The sequence below is a fragment of the Sphaerospermopsis aphanizomenoides BCCUSP55 genome, assembly GCF_001586785.1.
GTDB classification, from domain to species: Bacteria; Cyanobacteriota; Cyanobacteriia; order Cyanobacteriales; family Nostocaceae; genus Sphaerospermopsis_A; species Sphaerospermopsis_A aphanizomenoides_A.
This window is the reverse complement of sequence record NZ_LUFH02000049.1, coordinates 1-20794: the sequence shown is the minus strand read 5'-3', so window position 1 is coordinate 20794 and position 20794 is coordinate 1. Positions and strand designations below refer to the sequence as shown.

The 20794-nt window shown below is 40.0% G+C and carries 17 protein-coding genes; 7 read left to right on the top strand and 10 right to left on the bottom strand.

Annotation, left to right across the window (positions count from 1 at the left end; translation table 11 throughout):
* Nucleotides 1-15: 15 nt before the first annotated feature.
* Nucleotides 16-1452: a DUF3370 domain-containing protein gene (locus A0J48_RS13925; protein ID WP_200323948.1), complete on the top strand. Its 1437-nt coding sequence runs from the start codon at nt 16-18 to the stop codon at nt 1450-1452.
* A gap of 118 nt (nt 1453-1570) precedes the next feature.
* On the opposite strand, the gene ctpA is transcribed toward A0J48_RS13925, so the two are convergent.
* Both ctpA and A0J48_RS27010 read right to left on the bottom strand, forming a co-directional pair.
* Nucleotides 1571-2755 carry a carboxyl-terminal processing protease CtpA gene (ctpA, locus tag A0J48_RS13920; RefSeq protein WP_411841134.1) on the bottom strand — a complete coding sequence of 395 codons (1185 nt, stop codon included), beginning with the start codon at nt 2753-2755 and terminating at the stop codon, nt 1571-1573.
* A complete protein-coding gene (locus tag A0J48_RS27010) occupies nt 2691-2849 on the bottom strand; it encodes a hypothetical protein (RefSeq protein ID WP_234300914.1) in 159 nt (52 codons plus the stop codon). Before A0J48_RS27010 ends, ctpA begins: the two co-directional genes overlap by 65 nt.
* 757 nt (nt 2850-3606) lie before the next feature.
* Between A0J48_RS27010 and petB the strand changes: the two genes are divergently transcribed.
* The 3 genes from petB (at nt 3607) to A0J48_RS13905 (ending at nt 5762) form a co-directional block, all read left to right on the top strand.
* The gene (petB, locus tag A0J48_RS13915) at nt 3607-4254 is read left to right on the top strand and encodes a cytochrome b6 (protein ID WP_200323945.1); all 648 of its coding nucleotides are present in this window, start codon (nt 3607-3609) and stop codon (nt 4252-4254) included.
* A gap of 278 nt (nt 4255-4532) precedes the next feature.
* The gene (gene petD / locus A0J48_RS13910) at nt 4533-5015 is read left to right on the top strand and encodes a cytochrome b6-f complex subunit IV (protein WP_200323943.1); all 483 of its coding nucleotides are present in this window, start codon (nt 4533-4535) and stop codon (nt 5013-5015) included.
* A gap of 303 nt (nt 5016-5318) precedes the next feature.
* Nucleotides 5319-5762, top strand: a complete 444-nt coding sequence (locus tag A0J48_RS13905; protein ID WP_200323941.1) for an ATP-binding protein — start codon at nt 5319-5321, stop codon at nt 5760-5762.
* Nucleotides 5763-5832: 70 nt separating this feature from the next.
* On the opposite strand, the gene A0J48_RS13900 is transcribed toward A0J48_RS13905, so the two are convergent.
* Nucleotides 5833-6549 carry a pirin family protein gene (locus A0J48_RS13900; protein WP_200323939.1) on the bottom strand — a complete coding sequence of 239 codons (717 nt, stop codon included), beginning with the start codon at nt 6547-6549 and terminating at the stop codon, nt 5833-5835.
* A 339-nt stretch (nt 6550-6888) separates the two neighbouring features.
* Nucleotides 6889-7503, bottom strand: coding sequence for an orotate phosphoribosyltransferase (gene pyrE, locus A0J48_RS13895; RefSeq protein ID WP_200323938.1), 615 nt, complete (start codon nt 7501-7503; stop codon nt 6889-6891).
* 101 nt (nt 7504-7604) lie between these two features.
* On the opposite strand from pyrE, the gene A0J48_RS13890 reads away from it, so the two are divergent.
* Complete coding sequence (locus A0J48_RS13890) at nt 7605-8039, top strand: hypothetical protein (protein WP_200323937.1); 435 nt, start codon at nt 7605-7607, stop codon at nt 8037-8039.
* 85 nt (nt 8040-8124) lie between these two features.
* On the opposite strand, the gene A0J48_RS13885 is transcribed toward A0J48_RS13890, so the two are convergent.
* The 6 genes from A0J48_RS13885 to A0J48_RS13860 form a co-directional block, all read right to left on the bottom strand.
* The gene (locus A0J48_RS13885) at nt 8125-8622 is read right to left on the bottom strand and encodes a GNAT family N-acetyltransferase (protein WP_200323936.1); all 498 of its coding nucleotides are present in this window, start codon (nt 8620-8622) and stop codon (nt 8125-8127) included.
* Between the two features lie 234 nt (nt 8623-8856).
* Nucleotides 8857-9576, bottom strand: coding sequence for a class I SAM-dependent methyltransferase (locus tag A0J48_RS13880; protein WP_200323935.1), 720 nt, complete (start codon nt 9574-9576; stop codon nt 8857-8859).
* Between the two features lie 190 nt (nt 9577-9766).
* On the bottom strand, nt 9767-11413 hold the full coding sequence (locus A0J48_RS13875; protein ID WP_200323934.1) for a dipeptide ABC transporter ATP-binding protein: 1647 nt from the start codon (nt 11411-11413) through the stop codon (nt 9767-9769).
* Nucleotides 11414-11878: 465 nt separating this feature from the next.
* The gene (gene psbA, locus A0J48_RS13870; protein ID WP_200323933.1) at nt 11879-12961 is read right to left on the bottom strand and encodes a photosystem II q(b) protein; all 1083 of its coding nucleotides are present in this window, start codon (nt 12959-12961) and stop codon (nt 11879-11881) included.
* A gap of 319 nt (nt 12962-13280) precedes the next feature.
* On the bottom strand, nt 13281-14780 hold the full coding sequence (locus A0J48_RS13865) for an MBOAT family O-acyltransferase (RefSeq protein ID WP_200323931.1): 1500 nt from the start codon (nt 14778-14780) through the stop codon (nt 13281-13283).
* Between the two features lie 66 nt (nt 14781-14846).
* On the bottom strand, nt 14847-17897 hold the full coding sequence (locus A0J48_RS13860; protein ID WP_200323929.1) for a DUF1574 domain-containing protein: 3051 nt from the start codon (nt 17895-17897) through the stop codon (nt 14847-14849).
* A gap of 289 nt (nt 17898-18186) precedes the next feature.
* Between A0J48_RS13860 and A0J48_RS13855 the strand changes: the two genes are divergently transcribed.
* Complete coding sequence (locus A0J48_RS13855) at nt 18187-18423, top strand: hypothetical protein (RefSeq protein WP_200323927.1); 237 nt, start codon at nt 18187-18189, stop codon at nt 18421-18423.
* A gap of 482 nt (nt 18424-18905) precedes the next feature.
* Nucleotides 18906-20794, top strand: a 1889-nt coding sequence (locus tag A0J48_RS13850; RefSeq protein WP_200323926.1) for a phosphoenolpyruvate carboxylase, incomplete at its 3' end; no start/stop codon positions are given.

Below are 20794 nucleotides of genomic sequence, written 5' to 3'. Positions count from 1 at the left end.
GGAAGATTCTGTCTTATGCCAATTAGTCAGCTAAAAAATAGATTTAGTCAACCTGTATTCATACTCATATCAGGACTCGCTATTACTCAAACCATTGGATGTACATTAAATTTACATCATAGCCAAAATAAAGCAGATGCCCAAACGCCACCTAAACCAGCACCCCAAGAAATTGTTCAAGTTGGAGAAGTGCGCCCTTTACCTGGTAGCTTAGATAAAATACCCGTTTTCAATAGCAACAGTCCAGAATGGATTAAAACAGAAGGGATTTTACTTTCTACCTTTGCACCTGATGGGAAAAAAGTTCCAACTGCACATCTGAATTTTCCCTTTCAAGGACGATTTGATTTATTTGCTCACCACTATACTCATACTCCCAAAGATTTGCAAACTCTGTATCTGGGTGTGATGTTGCATAACCCAGGTAAAAAACCTATCACTGTGGATATTTTACAAGGTGCAAGTTATTTAATGGTGGATGCGCCTTTTGTGACTTTAGCGCCCTACTTGGAAAATAATGATGGTAAAGTATTTTCAGGCCCAGGAGCTAGGGCTGTAGCAGATGTACTGCGGGGAGTGCGTCAAAAAGATTTTCCAACTAAGTTAATAATTCCTGCTGGGGGAAGTCGAATGTTGTTAAATCATTCTATCCCCGTGCGAAATTTAGAAAAACCTGTCAATGGTCGGTCTAGCTTTTTCCGCTTGCGTAGTAGTGGTAAAGTTTATGCAGCGAGTTTAGCTATGTTTGCGAAGAAAAATGCTGATGGTACTGACCGTGCGCCCACTTTAGCAGAATGGCAAGATTTATTAAAGAGTGGTAATTTTGCAGGGCCAAGAGATAAAACCCCCACACCACCCGATGCTAAAGGAGGTCAATTAATTTATGGACGGGTAGCAGGTGTATCTGAAGGTGCAACTTGGAAAGCAAATTTGGTAGATAACCCAAAAACCCAAACCTTGACTATTCCCGAACCTGGAAAGGCTATTTCCTATGCGATCGCAACTTTGCGTGGTGGTAAATTGGGTACAGAACAAAGCCAAACTGCAAAAATGCTGGTACGCTATCCAGATACGGCTTATGAAGCACATGGTAATTATGGCGTAGAATATAGTCTCAGTTTGCCTTTAAGTAATAGGACTGATAAAGACCAGACTGTATCTGTCACCTTAGAAACACCATTAAAGGAAGATAAATTAGCTCAAAAAGGTGTACGTTTTAGAAAACCGTCTTTAGATTTTCCTTTTTTCCGGGGTACGGTGCGACTCAAATATACAGATGATGATGGTAAGCAACAAACGCGCTATGTACACCTATGGCATCGTACAGGCCAAGTTTTAGATCCTTTACTGAAAGTGGTATTAAAACCAGGAACTAAACGAATGGTGCAGTTAGATGTGATTTATCCACCTGACTCTACACCTCCGCAAGTCGTGACAGTGAGAACTTTATAACCAGAGTTGAGACCAACAAGTACAAAATAACTCAGGTTCAAAAATCTAATACTGATTCCTTTTTCAATCCTGTTGATTTGTCAAAAAGTAAAACTTTTGACTTTTGACTTTTGACTTGTTACCCTTTTCCAGCTACTACCGAATTTTTGCTTAACAGTTCCATAGCAGCTTGATATTGGCTATCGGCTGCTGTAGCAATTTGCTCACGAGTGATAGGTGGTTGGGGTATTATAGTGTCTGGTTTAATACCTAATTTATTTATATCGCGGTGGTTAGGAGTTTCATACTTAGCTATGGTGACAGCTAGACCTGAACCATCAGATAACTCAAACAAAGATTGAATTAGTCCCTTGCCAAAAGTAGTTTCACCTACTAACTTGGCGCGTCCATTGTCTTGCAAAGCACCAGCAAGAATCTCACTAGCACTAGCAGTTCCTTGATTAACCAAAATTACCAAGGGATCTTCTGTTAAAGCAGGCCCGAAAGCTTCAAAACTTCCTTGAACACCTTGGCGATTGACAGTGTAAACAATAGTACCTGAATCTAACCATTGACGGGCAACTTCAATTCCCGCTTGTAACAAGCCACCGGGATTATTTCGCAAATCAAGAATGTAGGCAACTGCGCCTTTTTTTTCTAGACTAGAAATAGCGTGTGCCAATTCCATTGTGGCATTAGCGTTAAACTGAGATAGGCGCAAGTAGCCAATAGGTTTTCCTTGGGGGGATAAACGCAATTCAGCTACGACAGGATTAAGTTCAATGCGATCGCGCACTAAGATAATTTCCTGGTCTGCTTCTCCATCTCGTCCGATTAAAAGAGTGACAACAGTACCGATAGGTCCGCGCATTCGCGTCGCAGCTTCATCAAGAGTAAGATTTTCTGTGGATAATCCTTCAATTTTCAAAATGCGATCGCGGGGTCTTAACCCTGCTTTCTGTGCCGGCGAACCCTCTATAGGTGTAATTACCTCCAATCCACCAGTCTGAGGATTGAGGGCAATTTGTAAACCCACACCCGTTAGTTCTCCAGAAGTATTAACTTGCAAACTGCGGTACTGTTCTGGGTCTAGAAACCGGGTAAAAGGGTCATCGAGGCTTTTGAGCATCTTCTGAATTGCCGAGTATGCGGCTTGATCGTTTGGCAAAGGTTTTTTTAGCGCCTGTTGACGTACATCTGCCCAGTTTTGATGATTAAATGTTTCATCCAGATAAGAGCGATTAACAATGCGCCAAACCTCAGCAACTAGCTTTTGCTCCTGCGTCATAGCCATTGCTGGTGACACAAGCGAGCCAAAAACCAAACAAAAAGCCAAAAGTAATGAAAATCCCCACCGAAAAACCTGTTTGTTCATGAACCGTTATATAAAACCGACTCAAATCTACTTTGAGTTTCATTTACTTCCTGCTTCGTTCTGGAAGTGTCGGCACTACCCAGTCCACAGGCTTTAAGATTGGGTTTAACTCACCCTACTATTGAGTATTCTAGGCTTGGTTATCACCTAAATACTGGACAATAATAACACTTTTTGGGTGTTAAAGTTGAAACTCTTTCAGTAAATGAGTAGATTTAGATAGATATTGTGATTCAGTTCCTAGCCCTATTTTCCATTCCATGTCAACCCAAATTACCTGTGACTAACCAATAATTCCTTGATGGGACAAGTCGGGGGATTTATCCGTGGCATCAATCAGGAGTTTTTCTACTGCTGGACAAAGACATCGCCAAACCGCTGAAACTTGCGAAGGTCTAAAATCCCAAATCCTCAAACCCCCTGATTTATCAGTGGGATCAATCCCAAATCCCAAATCCCAAATCCCAAATTGGATGACTCGTTGCCACCTTTTTGATGAAATCTATCTCTCGACTATGTTACTTTTTTTATAGAAGAGGTGGATGGCTCTCATCCAATTGTTAGGCAAGTTAAGCAACTGTTGGTGAGCATATCCCTCCTCAAAAACGATAAAATCTACTTTGAAACCAACATTTTCAGCGTTGGCTTGCAAAGAGATCGCAATATATTCCATATTTACAGAATGTTAAGTTTCTGAAAACCTTAACAACTCTGCGAAAGAGCTACTCTTTGTGAAAATCCCAAAATTGATATTTGGGAGTTTTATCAACCGCAACTGATTTTTAGGAACTTGAGATTGTATGGCCAACGTTTATGACTGGTTTGAGGAACGCTTGGATTTAGAAGCGATCGCTGAAGATGTAACCAGTAAGTACGTCCCTCCCCACGTCAATATCTTTTACTGCTTGGGTGGAATTACCCTAGTTTGCTTCCTGATCCAGTTTGCTACTGGATTTGCTATGACTTTCTACTACAAGCCCACAGTCGCAGAAGCCTTCTCTTCTGTGGAGTACATCATGAATGAAGTCAACTTCGGTTGGCTAATTCGCTCCATTCACCGCTGGTCTGCCAGCATGATGGTGTTAATGATGATTCTCCACGTCTTCCGCGTCTACTTGACTGGTGGTTTCAAAAAGCCCCGTGAATTGACCTGGGTAAGTGGTGTTATCCTCGCTGTAATTACAGTTTCCTTTGGTGTTACCGGTTACTCCTTGCCTTGGGACCAAGTTGGTTACTGGGCGGTGAAAATCGTTAGTGGTGTACCCGAAGCGATTCCTGTAGTTGGTGTTCTAATTTCTGACTTACTCCGTGGTGGTTCTAGTGTCGGTCAAGCTACACTAACTCGCTACTATAGCGCCCACACCTTTGTTTTACCCTGGTTAATTGCGGTCTTCATGCTGTTCCACTTCTTGATGATCCGTAAGCAAGGTATTTCTGGGCCTTTGTAATCTAAAGTTATCCGTGAATAGGTAACAACAGCTTCCAGATCAGAGATGTTTGTTTTAAACTTATGGCAAATAACATTTAAGTTAAAAACAAACACTGTTATCTGAAAGCAGTAAGCCCTAAAAACATATAGGCACTTACTTCAACTAGCAAAGTGAAACTTAGTGTCATACTAAATGTGTGGCTTACCATCAAACGCAAAAGCGAACAGCTGAACCTAAATAGCTGATAGCTTTCACTAATGCTTTACCTTCACTTAAGCAGGAGACCACATCTCAAAATGTCCACACAGAAAAAACCGGATCTGAGCGATCCTATCTTAAGAGCTAAACTTGCCAAGGGCATGGGTCACAACTACTATGGTGAACCCGCTTGGCCTAATGATTTGCTCTACGTCTTCCCTATCGTGATCATGGGTTCATTTGCTTGTATTGTGGCTCTAGCTGTACTAGATCCCGCAATGATCGGCGAACCTGCTAATCCTTTTGCTACTCCCTTGGAAATCCTGCCAGAGTGGTATCTGTTCCCAGTTTTCCAAATTTTACGCTCACTTCCTAACAAACTGTTAGGAGTATTAGCAATGGCTTCCGTACCCTTGGGATTGATTCTCGTTCCCTTCATTGAGAGCGTTAACAAGTTCCAAAACCCCTTCCGTCGTCCAGTGGCAACAACAGTATTTTTGTTTGGTACTTTAGTTACCATCTGGTTAGGAATCGGTGCTGCATTACCATTGGATAAATCTCTAACTTTGGGACTGTTCTAATTATTTAGTTGCCTCAAAGTTTAGTTTCCATAAAGTGCTGTAAGCAGTAACGCCTGTGAGTTTCAAGAGCATATACCGAAGTTATGGGTATAATGATGACTAGCCGCAAGGCTGATACAACCCATTAGCAGCTCATACTTCTGGATGATATGCTTTTGAAACAAGCAGGCGTTAATTTTCAGAATCTAGGTTTTGTTGGGGATTTTCAATTTTGGATGTCAAACAAAAACTCCAAAATTTTGAACCAACAAAAGAACTACAAAACTAACTTTTTTCCATTACTTAATATTCAAGTCACGGTCAATGCTTACCATAGTGCAGCAAGACCATCTGACGGTGAAGAGCGATCTTAAGCTCCAAAACCAGGTACAACAATGGTTTGAAAAGTTTTCTCTGCAATATTTAACTCAACGAGGTTGGCCAGAAAGCCAACTTCACAAACTCAATTTAGCATTGGTAGAAGGTTTTACCAATGCAGTTCGTCATGCTCATCTGGCCTTACCACCAGAAACAGACATAGAAATTGAACTAAGTCTGTGGATGGATCGGCTAGAAATGAGAATGTGGGATTATGGTAAACCTTTTAATCCCGATGAGGTCCCAGAACCACAACCAGGTACTTTGCAAGACCACGGCTATGGATGGTTTCTGATTCGGCGCGTGGCAGATCGTGTTGTTTATGAACGTGATTCTGATAACAGAAATTGTTTGTTGATTGTCAAATATCATTTAGAAGAGCAACATTAGGTTGAAAAAAAAGCCCAGTCCGTTCATAAAACTTCGGTGCTGGGATTCGTTTCTGTATTCAAAAATTCTATTAAGCTAAGTCGAAAAGCAAGATTTCTGCACTGAGGTTTGTACTAATTTCTAGTTTTTCTTCTCCACTAATTTGCACTCCATCACCTGTTTTTAGCGGTTTACCATTAAAATAAACCTCACCTTTAGCTATTTGTAACCAAGCATAACGATGGGGTTGAACATGATAATTTACCACATCACCCGGCTGTAAAATAGAGGCGTATAAATCCACATCTTGATGAATAGTTATAGCGCCATCACGTCCATCTTTGGCAGCAATTAAACGTAGTTTTCCTCGTTTTTCTTCCACAGGAAAAGTTTTTTGGTCATATCTTGGTGATAGTCCTTGTTGGTCTGGCAAAATCCAGATTTGCAAAAGGTGTAATTCTTCAGTTTGCGAATGATTAAATTCGCTGTGCATAATCCCAGTTCCCGCACTCATAATTTGTGCTTCACCAGGACGAATTACAGACCCTGTACCCAAACTATCTTGATGTTCAACTGCACCTGATAAGACATAGGTGAGTATTTCCATATCTCGATGTCCGTGAGTAGGGAAGCCAGCACCAGGAGCAATGCGATCGTCATTAATTACTCTGAGAGAACGAAATCCCATACGGTTGGGATCATAAAAATGACTAAAGGAAAAAGTATGATAGCTATTAAGCCAGTCAATTTGACTATGACCTCGTAAATTGCCTTTATGAATGATGTAGTTAAGAGTATTTTGAGACATAATTTCACCTCATTAAGAATGGGTTTTAATTGTTAAAAATCGGTTATGCTGCTGATTTTTTATCAATCAAAATTCAATTTTTGAATGACATTTAGCTTAATAATCAACAGGAATAACAACTTCCAAAAAATTTATTTTTTACAAGTTATAAAGAACTTGTTGTATTTATATTAAAGTATTGCTAGATAAAATTAAAAGTACGCACTTATAAGTTGCATACTTACCAAAAAGATACTAACTTTAGAAGGCAAGAGGCAAAAGGCAAAAGGCAAGAGGCAAAAGTAAGAATAAATTTTCTTAACTGTCACCTGTCACCTGTCACCTGTCACCTGTCACCTGCTATATTTGCTGATAGCGTTCTTGTAAGTCTCGAATAGAAAACAGCGCGTCAAATTGTAATCCAGCAGATTTATATAACTCTGCGCCTCCTTGTAGTCTGTCTATTAAAGAAATTACTCTATCTACGATGTAACCTGCTGCTTGCAACCTTTCAACAGCTTTGAGTGCAGACTGTCCAGTAGTGACAACATCTTCCAGAACCACTACTTTTGCACCTGCGGGTAAGGTCGGCCCTTCAATATAAGCCATTGTGCCATGACCTTTAGCTTCTTTACGAATAATCAACGCTGGTATAGGTCGATTTTCATAGACGGAAACTACACTCACAGCGGAAACAATGGGATCAGCACCCAGTGTTAACCCTGCTACTGCCTGTGTATCTACTGGTAAGAGTTGTAAAAGTAATCGTCCTACGGCCAAAGCACCTTGAGGGTGAAGTGTTACCTGTTTACCATTAATATAGTAAGAACTACGTTGCCCAGAGGAGAGAATAAAATCACCTTCTTGATAAGCAAGCTGGCAAAATAAATCTAGTAACTTCTGATGCAGGGTAGTTAAATCAGTAGTAGTTGCCCAAATATCCAATTGGTTAGATGTTTCGGTAGAATAAGACATTACAAATCATTAAAAGTTGTGCTACACCAAAGGTTGAACTTTTGAGAGTTCTGAAATTAAGCATAAATTAAGATACGCCCAAAAATTGAGGAGTCGTGAACATGAGTATAAATTTGAGAGGCTTGACTGGACTGCTGGTAATGCTGGTTGGTAGCACAGCGTTTCCCGTGATGACAGTTGCTCAAATGCAGCCAGAGAATTATGAATTAATTCCTGATACTTTTGAAAGAGCGTATTTTCGCTATGATTCTAATTTTTATGACAATGGCAGTTTAAAGCGTCAGGTAGATTCTTTATTTGGCCCAGGTGGCAAGTTCGGAACAACTTTCCCAGATAATGAAATTGCTAAAGATGCTGAATTGGTGAATACTGTTTATAAGGATGTTATGATGCAACAAGCGATGAATGATCCTTATCTTCGCACTCCTGATTTACCAAATCCTTATGATTCTTCTTTGTTGATGTCTCCTCGGTACAATGCTAACAGGCTAAAAGTGGGGACTGAATACCGCTTTGATAGTTTAACATCTCGTTAAATATTTAACGAAGGCAGGAGGCAGAAAGTAAGAGGAAAATAATCTATATCTGTTTCCTTTTAACTGTCACCTGTCACTTACTATTTTACTTTTCACACACTCGCAACCCCATAATAATTAAATCTCTTTCAACCGCATCTAAATCGGCTATTTTGGGCAAATGTCCCCAATGTTGAAAACCAAATTTTTCAAACAGTTTTAAACTCGGATAATTATGAGCAAAAATAAAGCTGACTAAAGTTTTTAAACCTAAATTTGGACTTTCACTAATTGCTTTTTCTAAAAGTTGCTTTCCTAAACCTCGTTGCTGGAAATCTGGGGAAATATAAATACTAATCTCGGCTGTGGAATGGTAAGCAGGTCTGCCATAAAATGATTGAAAACTCAGCCATCCAGCAATCACACCTTCTACTTCAATTACCCACAGAGGACGTTGTGAGGGTAATCGCCCTTTAAACCAAGCCACGCGACTTTCTACAGATACAGGTTCTAAATCGGCGGTTGCCATGCGGCTAGGAACTGCGGCGTTATAAATTGCTACAATAGTCGGCAAGTCTGCTTCTGTGGCATGGCGGATATTCATTGCGGTTTTAGGGACAAAATTCTCAGTAAAATATTTACAAATAATACACTGTGTCCAGAGAATTTATTAAGTTTTCTGGATATTGAATTTAATGTTAATGGAGAAGAAATCTTGTCTCGTATATGGCGTTCGCTAAGTCTTGTCTTTACAGTCATAATTATAATTAGCTTTTGGTCAATAAATGTTCAGGCTAAACCTTCTCTCACAGCATCTGAACATTCAGCCAATTTTATTTTAAAATTTTACTTTATATAACTCAAATAATTCTCCTAATTGCCGTTTCACGACTTTAGCACCAGCAGCTTTAATTGTTTTTTCCCACTCAGATACAGGTTCTAGAAATACCTCAGCACCTAAATAAGTTTCTAAAACTGCCCAATCTTCTGCTAAAGGTTGTTCGGAATTTAGAATGTCAAATACAAAATGTCCACCAGGTTTCAATACTCGTTTGACTTCTAGTAATACAAGATTCCAATATTCTAGAGGAAAATAACAACTAAATCCAGTAGCTATGACTAAATCAAACTGTTCTGAAGGATAGTTTAAATGATGTGCTGCCCCTAATTCTACGCCTTTGAAAAGTTTTGAGTTTAATTGTGAACCACGAGAATTGAGAGTATCGCGTGCTATATTACTAGTTTCTTGTCCGTAGAAATATGCTTGCCAATCTCGCCAAGGATATATTAAAAAACTGACACCACAACCGATATCTAAACAGTTTTGGTTTTTTTGAGGTTGGGCAATTTCCCAAAATGGAGAAGCAATTTTATAAGCTAAGATGCCGTTTTTCCATTCTTTATAAACTGGCATTTCTTCTACTTCTGTGGGAACTTCAAAGGGTTCTTTTTGATATTCTTTATTAAAACGATATGCTATTTGTGCGATTCTCTCTTGCCATTTATCTGCGGAATAGGTCTTATTTTTATATGAATTAGAAGGTGGATTTTTAGACATTAAATATGCTTAACGCAAGATAATTCTTCCTTATCGAGTTTATCATAACAAATTTAAAGTCTGTTGTCAACCACCTCATACTCTTTTTTTGCGCTTTTTTGTGGAAGTATTTTGGCGATGATAGCGAAGCACTGGTGCAAGCAATATACAAAGGTTTAGCAGTGCTAAACCCCTACAATTACAACTCATATTAAACCCTGGCTAATAAAGGTGCAGCAGCTAAAAGGGTTTTGGTGTAGGGGTGTTGGGGATTGGCGAAAATTTCTTTGGTGCGACCTAGTTCTACTATTTTACCACCATTCATAACGGCGATGCGATCGCACAAAAATCTTGCTAACCATAAGTCATGGGTGATAAATAAGTAAGTTAATTCAAATTCGGCTTTGAGTTGCAACATCAAATCTAGCACTTGTGTTTGGACACTGGCATCTAACATACTCACAGGTTCGTCACATATTACTAATTTAGGACGAGTAATTAATGCTCTAGCTATTGCAACTCGTTGTTGTTGTCCTCCCGATAAATCAGAAGGATAACGTTGATAATAAGTTTCTGCTGGTGTTAAACCCACTTTTTCTAACATCCATAAAACCTGTTCTTTGGCTTGTTCAGCATTAGCTAAATTGTGAATAAACAAAGGATCAGCTATACTTTGTCCCACAGTCATAGCTGGATTTAAACAAGCATGGGGATCTTGAAATACCATTTGAATTTGTCTACGGGAAGAACGGATTTCTTGACGGGATAAATTTGTTAATTCTTGTCCTAAAAATTCAACTTTTCCGGCTGTGGGACGAATTAATTGTAAGATGGTTCTAGAAAGTGTACTTTTACCACAACCAGATTCTCCTACTAATCCTAATATTTCCCCTGGATATAATTCTAAATTAATCCCATCTACAGCTTTAATTGTTTGTCCTTCACCTTTAAATAGACGTTCAAGAAAATTTGGTTCTATGGTGTAATGTTGTTTGAGTTCTGTAACTTTTAAAATGGGATTTTCCTTACTTACTGTTCCCTGTTCCTTGTTACCCATTCCCTCTTCTTTTTGAATATATAAGGCTGCTTTTAATAGAGATTGGGTATATTCATGTTGGGGTTGTTTAAATACAGTTTCGGTTTTACCCATCTCTACCATTTTGCCTTGATACATGACACCGATGCGATCGCAATATTCCGCTACCATAGCCAAATCATGGGAAATCAATAATAATCCCATGTTTTCCTCGTCGCACAATCGGGTTAATTCTTGTAAAATCTGGGCAGAAACTGTTACATCTAAGCTGGTTGTGGGTTCATCAGCAACAATTAATTTAGGATTTAGAAGTAAAGCCAACGCAATAGCTACCCGTTGACGCATCCCTCCGCTAAACTCATGGGGGTACTGACTCCAGCGACTAGCAGGAATTTTCACCTTTTCTAAAGTTGCTAAAGCCTTTTCCTTGGCTTGTTGTGTGGTTAATTCCGGGAAATGTGCTTGTAGAGTTTCCAGACAATGATTACCAATGGTCATCAACGGGTCAAGGCGCGTCATTGGGTCTTGAAAAACCAAAGCCACCGCTTCACCGCGAAATTTTCGCATTTGAATAGGTGTTAAATATAAGACCGAATCACCTCGAAAAAATACTTTACCTTCAACTCGACTCCCAGCAGGTAACAAACGCATGATTGCCCTACCAATAGTCGATTTACCACAACCAGACTCACCCACCAAACCCATTCTTTCACCAGCTAAGAGAGTAAAAGATACATCATCAACTGCCCAATTTTCCTCTTCTACGCCACGTTGCGGATAAGCTACACGCAAATTTTCAATACTAAATAAAGCTTCGCTCATAAATTTTCAGTAATAAGTATTTACAGGTTTAAATATATTCTGTTTTCAATTTCAAAACAGCCAGGTGCGGTCATTATAATATCGAAAGCGGGGTTTTGGTTGGAATTAGGATTTTTAGGATTTGAGTTGACGTTGTGGTTTTTTGTCTGAATCAGGATGTCCAGGATTTGAGGATTTACAGGATTTTAATTGATGATTTTTTGGTTGGTGTTTAATATTTTTATTTGTCTGATATATTATTGATATTTTTGTGGAATATGAAAATTTATAAATTACTAAGATTATATCTTACGTAATTTTCAAAATCACCACATCCTGTAAACTGTAAATCCTTAAATCCTAAAAATCCTTACTCCCATAAAAAAAACACATCCTGTAAATCCTTAAATCTCAGACAAACAAAAATACCCCCCATCACTGGAGGGTATCTTTTATTTAACTAAGCTTATTAAACCCAGTTGAATATTAGCCGTTGATTGCAGGAGCAGTCAAAGCAACAGGAGCAACTTCACTAGCAGCTAAGTCTAAGGGGAAGTTGTGAGCGTTGCGCTCGTGCATTACTTCCATACCTAAGTTAGCGCGGTTGATTACATCTGCCCAAGTACCGATGACACGACCTTGAGAATCAATGATGGATTGGTTAAAGTTGAAACCGTTCAAGTTGAACGCCATTGTGCTGATGCCCAATGCGGTGAACCAAATACCAACTACTGGCCATGCAGCCAAGAAGAAGTGTAAGGAACGGCTGTTGTTGAATGAAGCGTATTGGAAAATCAAGCGACCGAAGTAACCGTGTGCTGCAACGATGTTGTAGGTTTCTTCTTCTTGACCGAATTTATAACCGTAGTTTTGAGATTCGGTTTCGGTTGTTTCACGAACCAAGGAGGAAGTTACCAAAGAACCGTGCATTGCAGAGAACAAGGAACCACCGAATACACCAGCTACACCCAACATGTGGAAGGGGTGCATCAAGATGTTGTGTTCTGCTTGGAACACGATCATGAAGTTGAATGTTCCGGAGATACCCAAAGGCATACCGTCGGAGAAAGAACCTTGACCGATGGGGTAGATCAAGAATACTGCGGTAGCAGATGCCAAAGGTGCAGAGTAAGCTACGCAGATCCAAGGACGCATACCTAAGCGGTAAGACAATTCCCACTGACGACCCAGGTAGCAAGCGCAACCAATGAGGAAGTGGAAAATTACCAATTGGTAAGGACCACCGTTGTACAACCACTCATCTAAGGAAGCTGCTTCCCAGATGGGGTAGAAGTGCAAACCGATAGCGTTAGAAGAAGGAACAACTGCACCAGAGATGATGTTGTTTCCGTAGATTAAAGAACCTGCAACTGGCTCACGGATACCGTCGATGTCAACGGGAGGAGCTGCGATGAAGGCGATGATGAAGCAGGTGGTTGCTGCTAACAGGGTGGGGATCATTAATACGCCGAACCAACCGATGTAGATACGGTTTTCGGTGCTGGTGATCCACTCGCAGAAGCGATCCCATACGTTAGCGGTTGAACGCTGTTGTAAGGTTGTGGTCATTTTATGATTGCTTTGTTTATGATATTTTGTAGGTTGTTTTGCCTACTTGCCTATAATATTAGAGGCTCAGTTTAGTTTTGTAAAGACCAGTTATATTAGTATATATAATACTTTTATGTTTTTTGATAATGTAACCGGATTTACAGCCAAGCAGTACAGGACTTAGGCACGGAAGTTATATGTGATACTACAGCTTGACGTAAGTCATGGACTGGGTGTAGAGGGTTTCCTCTTCTCGACCTTAATTTTTCTATCACTTTACCCCTTTGTCCAAACCTTTAATTTTTCGTTTTTTCTGCGTAAGTCCTCACAAAAAATACTAAAAATCAAAGTATATGTAAGGCAAACCACCTTCAGGTGCTAATATCCAAACGGCATAGAAGCATAAAGGTACGAAAACAAGTTTGATAGGCCAGCTAAACTCTAACTTCATCCCTCGTTTAAAGGCATAGATGATAATCATTAGAACAGATAAACTGATGAGTAAATAAGAAAGCTGATATTGGCTCATATTAAGGGCTTCTACATAGACTTTTTCTGCAAACTGGGCATCAGCAGTCTTACCCCAAAGGTGTTGTATAACTAAAACAGAATCTTGGATGTTGGGGAGACGAAACCAGATCCAAGATGTGAAAACCATAAATTGGGTTAACAACCAAGCGAAAACTATACCGACAGGGTTTTGCCAAAATAGAATCAAAATTTTCGAGCGATCGCTGATGGCTTCTGTGAGACGATGAACTACTAAAGCTACACCATGCAATATTCCCCAAATTATAAAGCCCCACGCAGAACCATGCCAGATACCGGCAACTAGCATCACTATCAATAAGTTTGTGCAGGTACGAAGTAATCCCCGACGAGAACCACCCAAAGGAAAGTATAGATAATTACGTAACCAATCACCCAAAGTTATATGCCAGCGTCGCCAAAAATCTGCAATGCTGGTACTAAAATAGGGGAAATCAAAATTTTCAGGTAAAACTAACCCAAAAAGTAAAGCACTCCCACGGGCAATATCTACATAACCATTAAAATCTAAATATAATTGTAAGCCGTAAGCAAAGGTAGCTAACCATAAATCTGTGCTACCTGCTCTTTGTAAGTTACCAAAACATAAATCAACAAAAATTCCCAGATTATCGGCGAGAATACCTTTTTTAACTGCACCTCTAGCAATTAACCATAATCCTTCTGCCAATTTATCAATATTAGGAAATTGCAGTGTATTGAATTGAACTGCTAAGTTATGGTAACGAGTAATTGGGCCAGAAATTAATTTAGCAAAAAATAATTTGTATGTAGCAAATTTCAAAAACTGCTCAGTAGCAGGCGCTCCACGATAGACATCTATTAAATAAGCGATACACTCAAATGTAAAAAAGGAAATTCCCAAGGGTGTAATTAGTTTAAAAGGAGTATTTGGTGAATCTATAGGTACGTTAAATATCCATTTTGAAACAATAGGCAAATACTTAAAACTTAATAAAAGTCCGACATTTAAAATCACACCAAGACACAAAACTTTTAGACGACGAAGATTCCAGTCGGATTGAGCAATTTGCCAATCTTCATTAGAAATTTTCCAGTCTTGGGAATGTTTTCCTGGTGAGGTGTTGTTACCAATTTCTAGACCTAGACGGAAGTTAATAAAAGTCAGCACTAACAGTAATGGTAGGTATTGAATATGCCAAGAGGCATAAAATACCATACTGGCTATGAGTAGAGTCCACAATCTTAACTTCTGTGCGGCTACAGTCCAGTAAATTCCCAAAATACTCAACAAAAAAAGCCCGTAAAATATTGATATAAACTTCATTTTTTAGTCATTGGTTATTAGTCATTAATAAAAATTTCTTCCCAGTTCCCAGTTCCTAGTCACCATTTACTTAAAATTCCAAGGAATCATCGGGTCAATAGCTAATTTTTTGGATATTTCATAAGCTCCGTAACGGTTAAGATGACTAGGATCAGAAAAATAGTCATGTCCTTTTAACCAAATTTGGCTTAAATCCCGGTAGATAAAGTTGGCATTAGTTGTGGAAACATTTAACATATATTGTTGAAATTGTTGTTCATATTTTGTCCGTGCTGGATCTAGGTAATCTCCTGTAAGGGGCATATTCACAAATACTATTGGTATTTGCTGACTTTTAGTAAACTCAATCACTGATTGTAGGGCTGTATCTTGGTTTCCTGCTAGTTGGAAAGATTTATAGTCGTTGTCATAACTTCCGGATACTTTGGGATGTTTCTGATAATATTTCACTGGGTTGAAGCGAATAGACAGGGGTAAAAACCCATCAAAATCAACTGATAATTGAGATTCATCTTCTGGTTGCTCAGTTGCTGATTTACTTATTGATGAAACTGACTGATGGTTGTTATTAAATGGTAAATCTTGTAATTTTTTTTGCAATAAAATTTTAATTTGGTCACGGTTTTTATAGCTGACAGATATATTCATTAAAGCCTGATTTAGCAACTCATTAGCTACTTCATAAGTATTAACATTTCGTGCCTGATCTGTGATTTTGTTGTCTGCTGATTGATTTGTTTCTTGTAGTGATAAATTATCACTATTTTTTGGTTGATTAGCTCTTTTTAAAACTTCTTGATATCCTTTTGATGCAGCGATGGCGTTAAATGTAATATCATTACGTCCACTATTAAAAGCTCTAGAACCATCTGCCCAAATAATCAGTTTTGGTAATTCTGATGGTTGCAAAACTTGGCGAATGATAAAATCTACAACTTGGGCTGTAGCACCATTAATACCAAAATTAAATACGTCAGTTGTTGCATAACCTTGAGTTGCTAAAGCTTTAGTCAGGGCAACAGGGTCAACTCCTCTTAATGCGCGAGAAGAACCAATAATTAAGATATCTGGTGGTTTTCCTGTTGTCGCTAAACGCTGTTTATAAAGTGCTAATTGTTCATCTAATTGCCTTGCTCCAAAGCTGGGCATTTGTGTTAGCGAAGCTCCCGCCTTGCGGGATCGCGCTGCTAAAAGAATAGCGGTGGAATTAGCTTTTTGTTTTAATGGGGAATTGGGCAAATTTTCCGCCTCATCATTTTGGGTAAAACCAGAAGCATTAAAGGCAGAATTAGAGGATTGAGAAGATTGGGTATTGTTGCTGCTGGTAAAAAATGCTGTGCGTTGACTCTGATCCGTGCCTGATGTCAAAGATGTTTGAGATTGGGAGGATGATGAGGATAAAATACTAGCACCTTGGGGAGAATTTTGGATACGATTAATGACGTAACCTAACATCCAATCAGTTTGGAGTGTGAGCATAAATCCCAAAGCTATCCAGATGAAACTACCCCCAACTCCTTGCTCATCAGGGTTGTGTTCAATGGCTTGGTTAGTGTCCGCAAACAATTGAGTTTCCACAAGTAACTTTTTGACCTGTTTATGAGCCGTTTCTAGCCAATGCTGTGCTGCTTCCTTCACGAAACTTTGAACTTCCTGGGTTGTTAAATCAGGTCGCACAATAGGCTCATCAGTTTCGTTAGTGAGCAAATCATTTACGTATTCAGATGTAGCAGCAAATTCTGGTGTTGCTTCTGGTACTAATCGGTGGCGTTGTTCAAAATCAACACCATGATGCCAAACAGGTTCGCTATCACCTGCACGACGGCCATAAATTCTGACACCAGTAAGTCCAAGAATATTGAGTTGACGAATAAATTGAGTGACTTTAGTGGCCACTTGTTGACGGGTGGGACAATTGGGTGCATCACACATCACGTGCAGTAAATCGCCTTTACGCAAAAGCAGAACGCGAATGCCACCTGTTTTTAAGCGCCAATCCATATCATGATTAAGTAACCTTTCCAGCAAAAAGATAATAGCTGGTTCGTCACCAGCACTACCTAGAGCCAGTGTAGATGTTGCCAAAGCAGGATGTATTGAAGCGGGGAGAGACACCCAATCTACCCAAGCAGGTTGCTGATCACCTGTTTTTTGTCCATAGATAGCAGCAGCGAGAATACCTTGAGGAGCGATCGCTTCTAGCTGAGAGACAATAACTTGTAAACAAGCTTCCTTTTCTGGGGCGGGAGCATTTTTTAAAGGGTCAACAGCTGGTGTACAAAAGATATGTAGAGTAAATTCTTTCAGAGCAGCTTGGACAGAAATTTTAAAATCTGATAGTACCTCAGTTAATAACCGAGCGATCGCTTGTACATCTCCCCAACGCGCCCATTCTTTGAGCATTTTTTCTGGTGGGGTCAAATCCACCCGCAGTCGCCAATCAGGAGCATTCTCACCCCGAACTTGGGAGACAATGACTGCATCTTCATAGCCAGACAACTTGAGATGCCGCAACTGTTGGGCTATTGGTTCTGCCAATAAGGTAGCATCAGGACTATAACTTGACTGACAAAAGATCCACAGACGATTACCGATCTTTTGAGAGTTGGTTTTAGACTCAAATGGCGTACTTTTAACTTGGACTGCCACACCCAAGTTACTGAGATTTTCGCTAAGATAACGAGCAATAGCATCTGGGTTGCCCTGACGTGCCAAACTTTCATTAGAGACAATCAGCGCCCCACTGACCCCAATTGTTTTAGATTTGACTGATTCTGATAACAGCGCCTGTTGTACTTGTTCTAGATGCCGATCTAACTGATTTAAGTAGACCCGATGACACCATTGAGGACGGTATTCTCCTTTTTTTCGACCGTAAACCAATACTTGGTATATTGGGGATTGTTCCTCATTGGTTAAGCTATCCAAGTCTGTTTGCTGTAGTGCTTGCAGCAAATCAGAAAGAGTTTGCCAACGTTGTGGACAGTCTGTACCTTCACAAAGGATATGTAGGTCATTTCCCAACAACCGGACTTTCACCCCGAAAGTGTTGATTCCTGTTGCTTGGCTTACCCACTGCACTAAGGTTTGCTGGCGATCTAGTAATAGTGTTTTCATTATGAAGTTAAGTTTAACAGGAAGCGAGTATTGGGGGATTTTGCCTGTACTTGTAAACTAGAAACATAGATTTATCACATTTTGCAGTTTTTTTTTAACAATTTTGTTACCTTTGGAGCTTGCAAAATGGTCAAAGATAGTCTTATCTGTCTGGGAGTGTGGGGTGTGGGGTGTGGGGAGAAAGATTTACCTTCTGCCTTCTGCCTTCTGCCTCCGGTTGGTGAGCGAAGTCGAACCACTGCCTTCTGCCTCCTAATTTTACTCATCTGCCAATTACCAAGAATTAGCAATGTCACTTCTAAACCAGAACCCCTCACCTACTAACGGATTAAATCTGATTTTGTCTAGTATTCCTCAATGTTGTCTCCTGCAAATAGGTACAGCATCTATGCTACTGCTACTTATAGCAGAAAAAGCCACTGCTGAGGGATTGAAAGCTTTAGGTGAAGCCAGTGAAGAAGTCTTTAGGGGCGATCGCCTACCTATTCTCAACTTGGGAGATCAACAGGAATTAAGTAACAGCTAAATACAGCAGAATTCAGCAGTCACCAACAGGGTGTAGGGTAGAGAGTGTAGGGAAGACAGGGTTGGACAGAGCTTAAACTCCCCAGGATGCTCGCGTCCTGAAAAGATAGGGCTTGTATTCCCAAGGTTGTTAGCTCGGTCTGGAAACCCCACACCCCATACCCCACCCCAACGGGTCTTGGTCAGAAATCAGCAGTAAAACTGGCTTGTTGTCCAGCTTTAAATTTAGATTCTGTACCTTATTGATCTGCAATCTGATATATCTATATAACTCTTTAACCCAAGTCGCTAGTCATCTAGTTTAGGCTGGTAATTGGTAATTGGTAATTGGTAATTGGTAATTGTTGATTTTCTCCTTTGCCTCATGCCTCATGCCCCCTTTTTCCTAACTAGCAACCTAATTATTGGTTTCAGTTAATCATATAGAGCTACAAGCAAAAAACTAAAATTGTCAACAGTAATTGGCTTTACAGAGCAAAGAATATGGGTTCTCTTTTATACTCTTCATCCCCAGCAGCGAGTTTTTACCCCTCGGAATTATTCTTGCGCCATCGTCTACAGGTAGTAGAGGAATTGTGGGAGTCGGTTCTTCGGCAAGAATGTGGTCAAAAAATGGTGGATTTATTGCGACAATTGCGCGATTTGTGTTCCCCAGAAGGACAAGCGACTCATGACCAAACCTCCTCCGCAGTAGAGTTGATTGAACAACTGAATATCAACGAGGCTATTCGTGCTGCTCGTGCTTTTGCTCTTTATTTTCAGTTGATTAATATCATAGAACAGGAATATGAGCAAAAGCAGCAATTAACCCGCTATTCTGATTCAGATAGCATAGATCAGGAACATCTGACCAATATTATTTATTCAACGAATCAAAGGGAAGACGACTTACCTGTCACCAAGGAATTAGGCGCAGATTCATTATCACAAAGTTGGACAGATACAACACCAATTAAAGAAAAAGGTACATTTGCTGCTTTATTTCCTCTGTTATTTAAACTGAATGTACCACCTCAGCAAATTCAACGGCTGATTTCTCAGCTAGATATCCGCTTGGTTTTCACAGCACACCCCACGGAAATTGTCCGTCATACGATCAGGGATAAACAGCGACAGGTAGTAGACCTTTTACAGCAGCTAGATAACTTGGAAAATCGTTCTGGTGGCTATCCTTGGGAAGCTCAAGAAGTGAAAGAGCGATTATTGGAAGAAATCCGCCTGTGGTGGCGTACAGATGAACTCCACCAGTTCAAACCCACAGTTCTAGATGAAGTAGATTATGCTCTGCACTACTTCCAAGAAGTGTTATTTGACGGTATTCCTCAACTGTATAAACGTCTTAAATATTCCTTGGCACAAACATTTCCTTGGTTAGAACCACCCAGTAAAAACTTCTGTTCTTTTGGTTCTTGGGTAGGTTCAGATAGGGATGGAAACCCGTCAGTAACACCAGAAGTCACTTGGAAAACCGCTTGCTATCAGCGGAAAATGGTTTTGGAAAGATACATTCAATCGGTGAAGAAACTGATTGAATTATTGAGTGTGTCAATGCAGTGGAGCGATGTACTGCCAGATTTACTAGAGTCGCTGGAGTTAGATCAATCTACTTTGAGTGATGTTTATGATGCTCTAGCATTACGTTATCGTCAAGAACCATATCGCTTGAAACTGGCTTATGTGCTGAGAAGACTGGAAAATACCCGCGATCGCAATCTAGCTTTATATAATCGGGAAACACCAGCCAATGAAGATTCCCCTATGTACCGTTCAGGGGCGGAATTTTTAGCAGAACTGCGCTTGATTCAACACAATTTGACGGAAACGGGTCTAAGTTGTCGAGAACTAGACAACCTGATCTGTCAAGTAGAAATTTTCGACTTTAACCTCACTCAACTAGATATTCGGCAAGAATCATCTCGTCATTCGGATGCGCTGAATGAGATTTTGGAATACTTGCAAGTTTTACCCCAAGCTTATAACGAACTATCAGAAGCCCAAAGGGTGGCTTGGTTAACTGGGGAATTACAAACCAGACGGCCGTTAATTCCTGCTGAATTACCATTTTCGGAAAAAACCAATGATGTAATTGAAACCTTCCGGATAGTGCGATCGCTGCAACAAGAATTTGGCATCAACATCTGTCAGACGTACATTATCAGTATGTGCCGGGAAGTCAGCGATGTGTTGGAAGTTCTGCTCCTAGCCAAAGAAGCCAGACTATTTGACCCAGCCCTGGCTATAGGAACAATTCGAGTTGTACCGCTATTTGAAACTGTAGAAGACTTACAACGCTCTAGAAACGTGATGCGGGAACTGTTTGAACTCCCCCTATATCGCGCCTTCTTAGCTGGTGGCTATGAAGCACTTAATCC

Bases quoted from the DNA above. Each gene is read 5' to 3' on its own strand.
- A0J48_RS13925 (WP_200323948.1), top strand. From the start codon at position 16: ATGCCAATTAGTCAGCTAAAAAATAGATTTAGTCAACCTGTATTCATA.
- A0J48_RS13885 (WP_200323936.1), bottom strand. From the start codon at position 8,622: ATGAATATCCGCCATGCCACAGAAGCAGACTTGCCGACTATTGTAGCA.
- petD (WP_200323943.1), top strand. From the start codon at position 4,533: ATGTCCACACAGAAAAAACCGGATCTGAGCGATCCTATCTTAAGAGCT.
- A0J48_RS13905 (WP_200323941.1), top strand. From the start codon at position 5,319: ATGCTTACCATAGTGCAGCAAGACCATCTGACGGTGAAGAGCGATCTT.
- A0J48_RS13880 (WP_200323935.1), bottom strand. From the start codon at position 9,576: ATGTCTAAAAATCCACCTTCTAATTCATATAAAAATAAGACCTATTCC.
- A0J48_RS27010 (WP_234300914.1), bottom strand. From the start codon at position 2,849: ATGAAACTCAAAGTAGATTTGAGTCGGTTTTATATAACGGTTCATGAA.
- A0J48_RS13900 (WP_200323939.1), bottom strand. From the start codon at position 6,549: ATGTCTCAAAATACTCTTAACTACATCATTCATAAAGGCAATTTACGA.
- A0J48_RS13865 (WP_200323931.1), bottom strand. From the start codon at position 14,780: ATGAAGTTTATATCAATATTTTACGGGCTTTTTTTGTTGAGTATTTTG.
- A0J48_RS13890 (WP_200323937.1), top strand. From the start codon at position 7,605: ATGAGTATAAATTTGAGAGGCTTGACTGGACTGCTGGTAATGCTGGTT.
- A0J48_RS13855 (WP_200323927.1), top strand. From the start codon at position 18,187: ATGTCACTTCTAAACCAGAACCCCTCACCTACTAACGGATTAAATCTG.
- psbA (WP_200323933.1), bottom strand. From the start codon at position 12,961: ATGACCACAACCTTACAACAGCGTTCAACCGCTAACGTATGGGATCGC.
- petB (WP_200323945.1), top strand. From the start codon at position 3,607: ATGGCCAACGTTTATGACTGGTTTGAGGAACGCTTGGATTTAGAAGCG.
- A0J48_RS13860 (WP_200323929.1), bottom strand. From the start codon at position 17,897: ATGAAAACACTATTACTAGATCGCCAGCAAACCTTAGTGCAGTGGGTA.
- A0J48_RS13875 (WP_200323934.1), bottom strand. From the start codon at position 11,413: ATGAGCGAAGCTTTATTTAGTATTGAAAATTTGCGTGTAGCTTATCCG.
- pyrE (WP_200323938.1), bottom strand. From the start codon at position 7,503: ATGTCTTATTCTACCGAAACATCTAACCAATTGGATATTTGGGCAACT.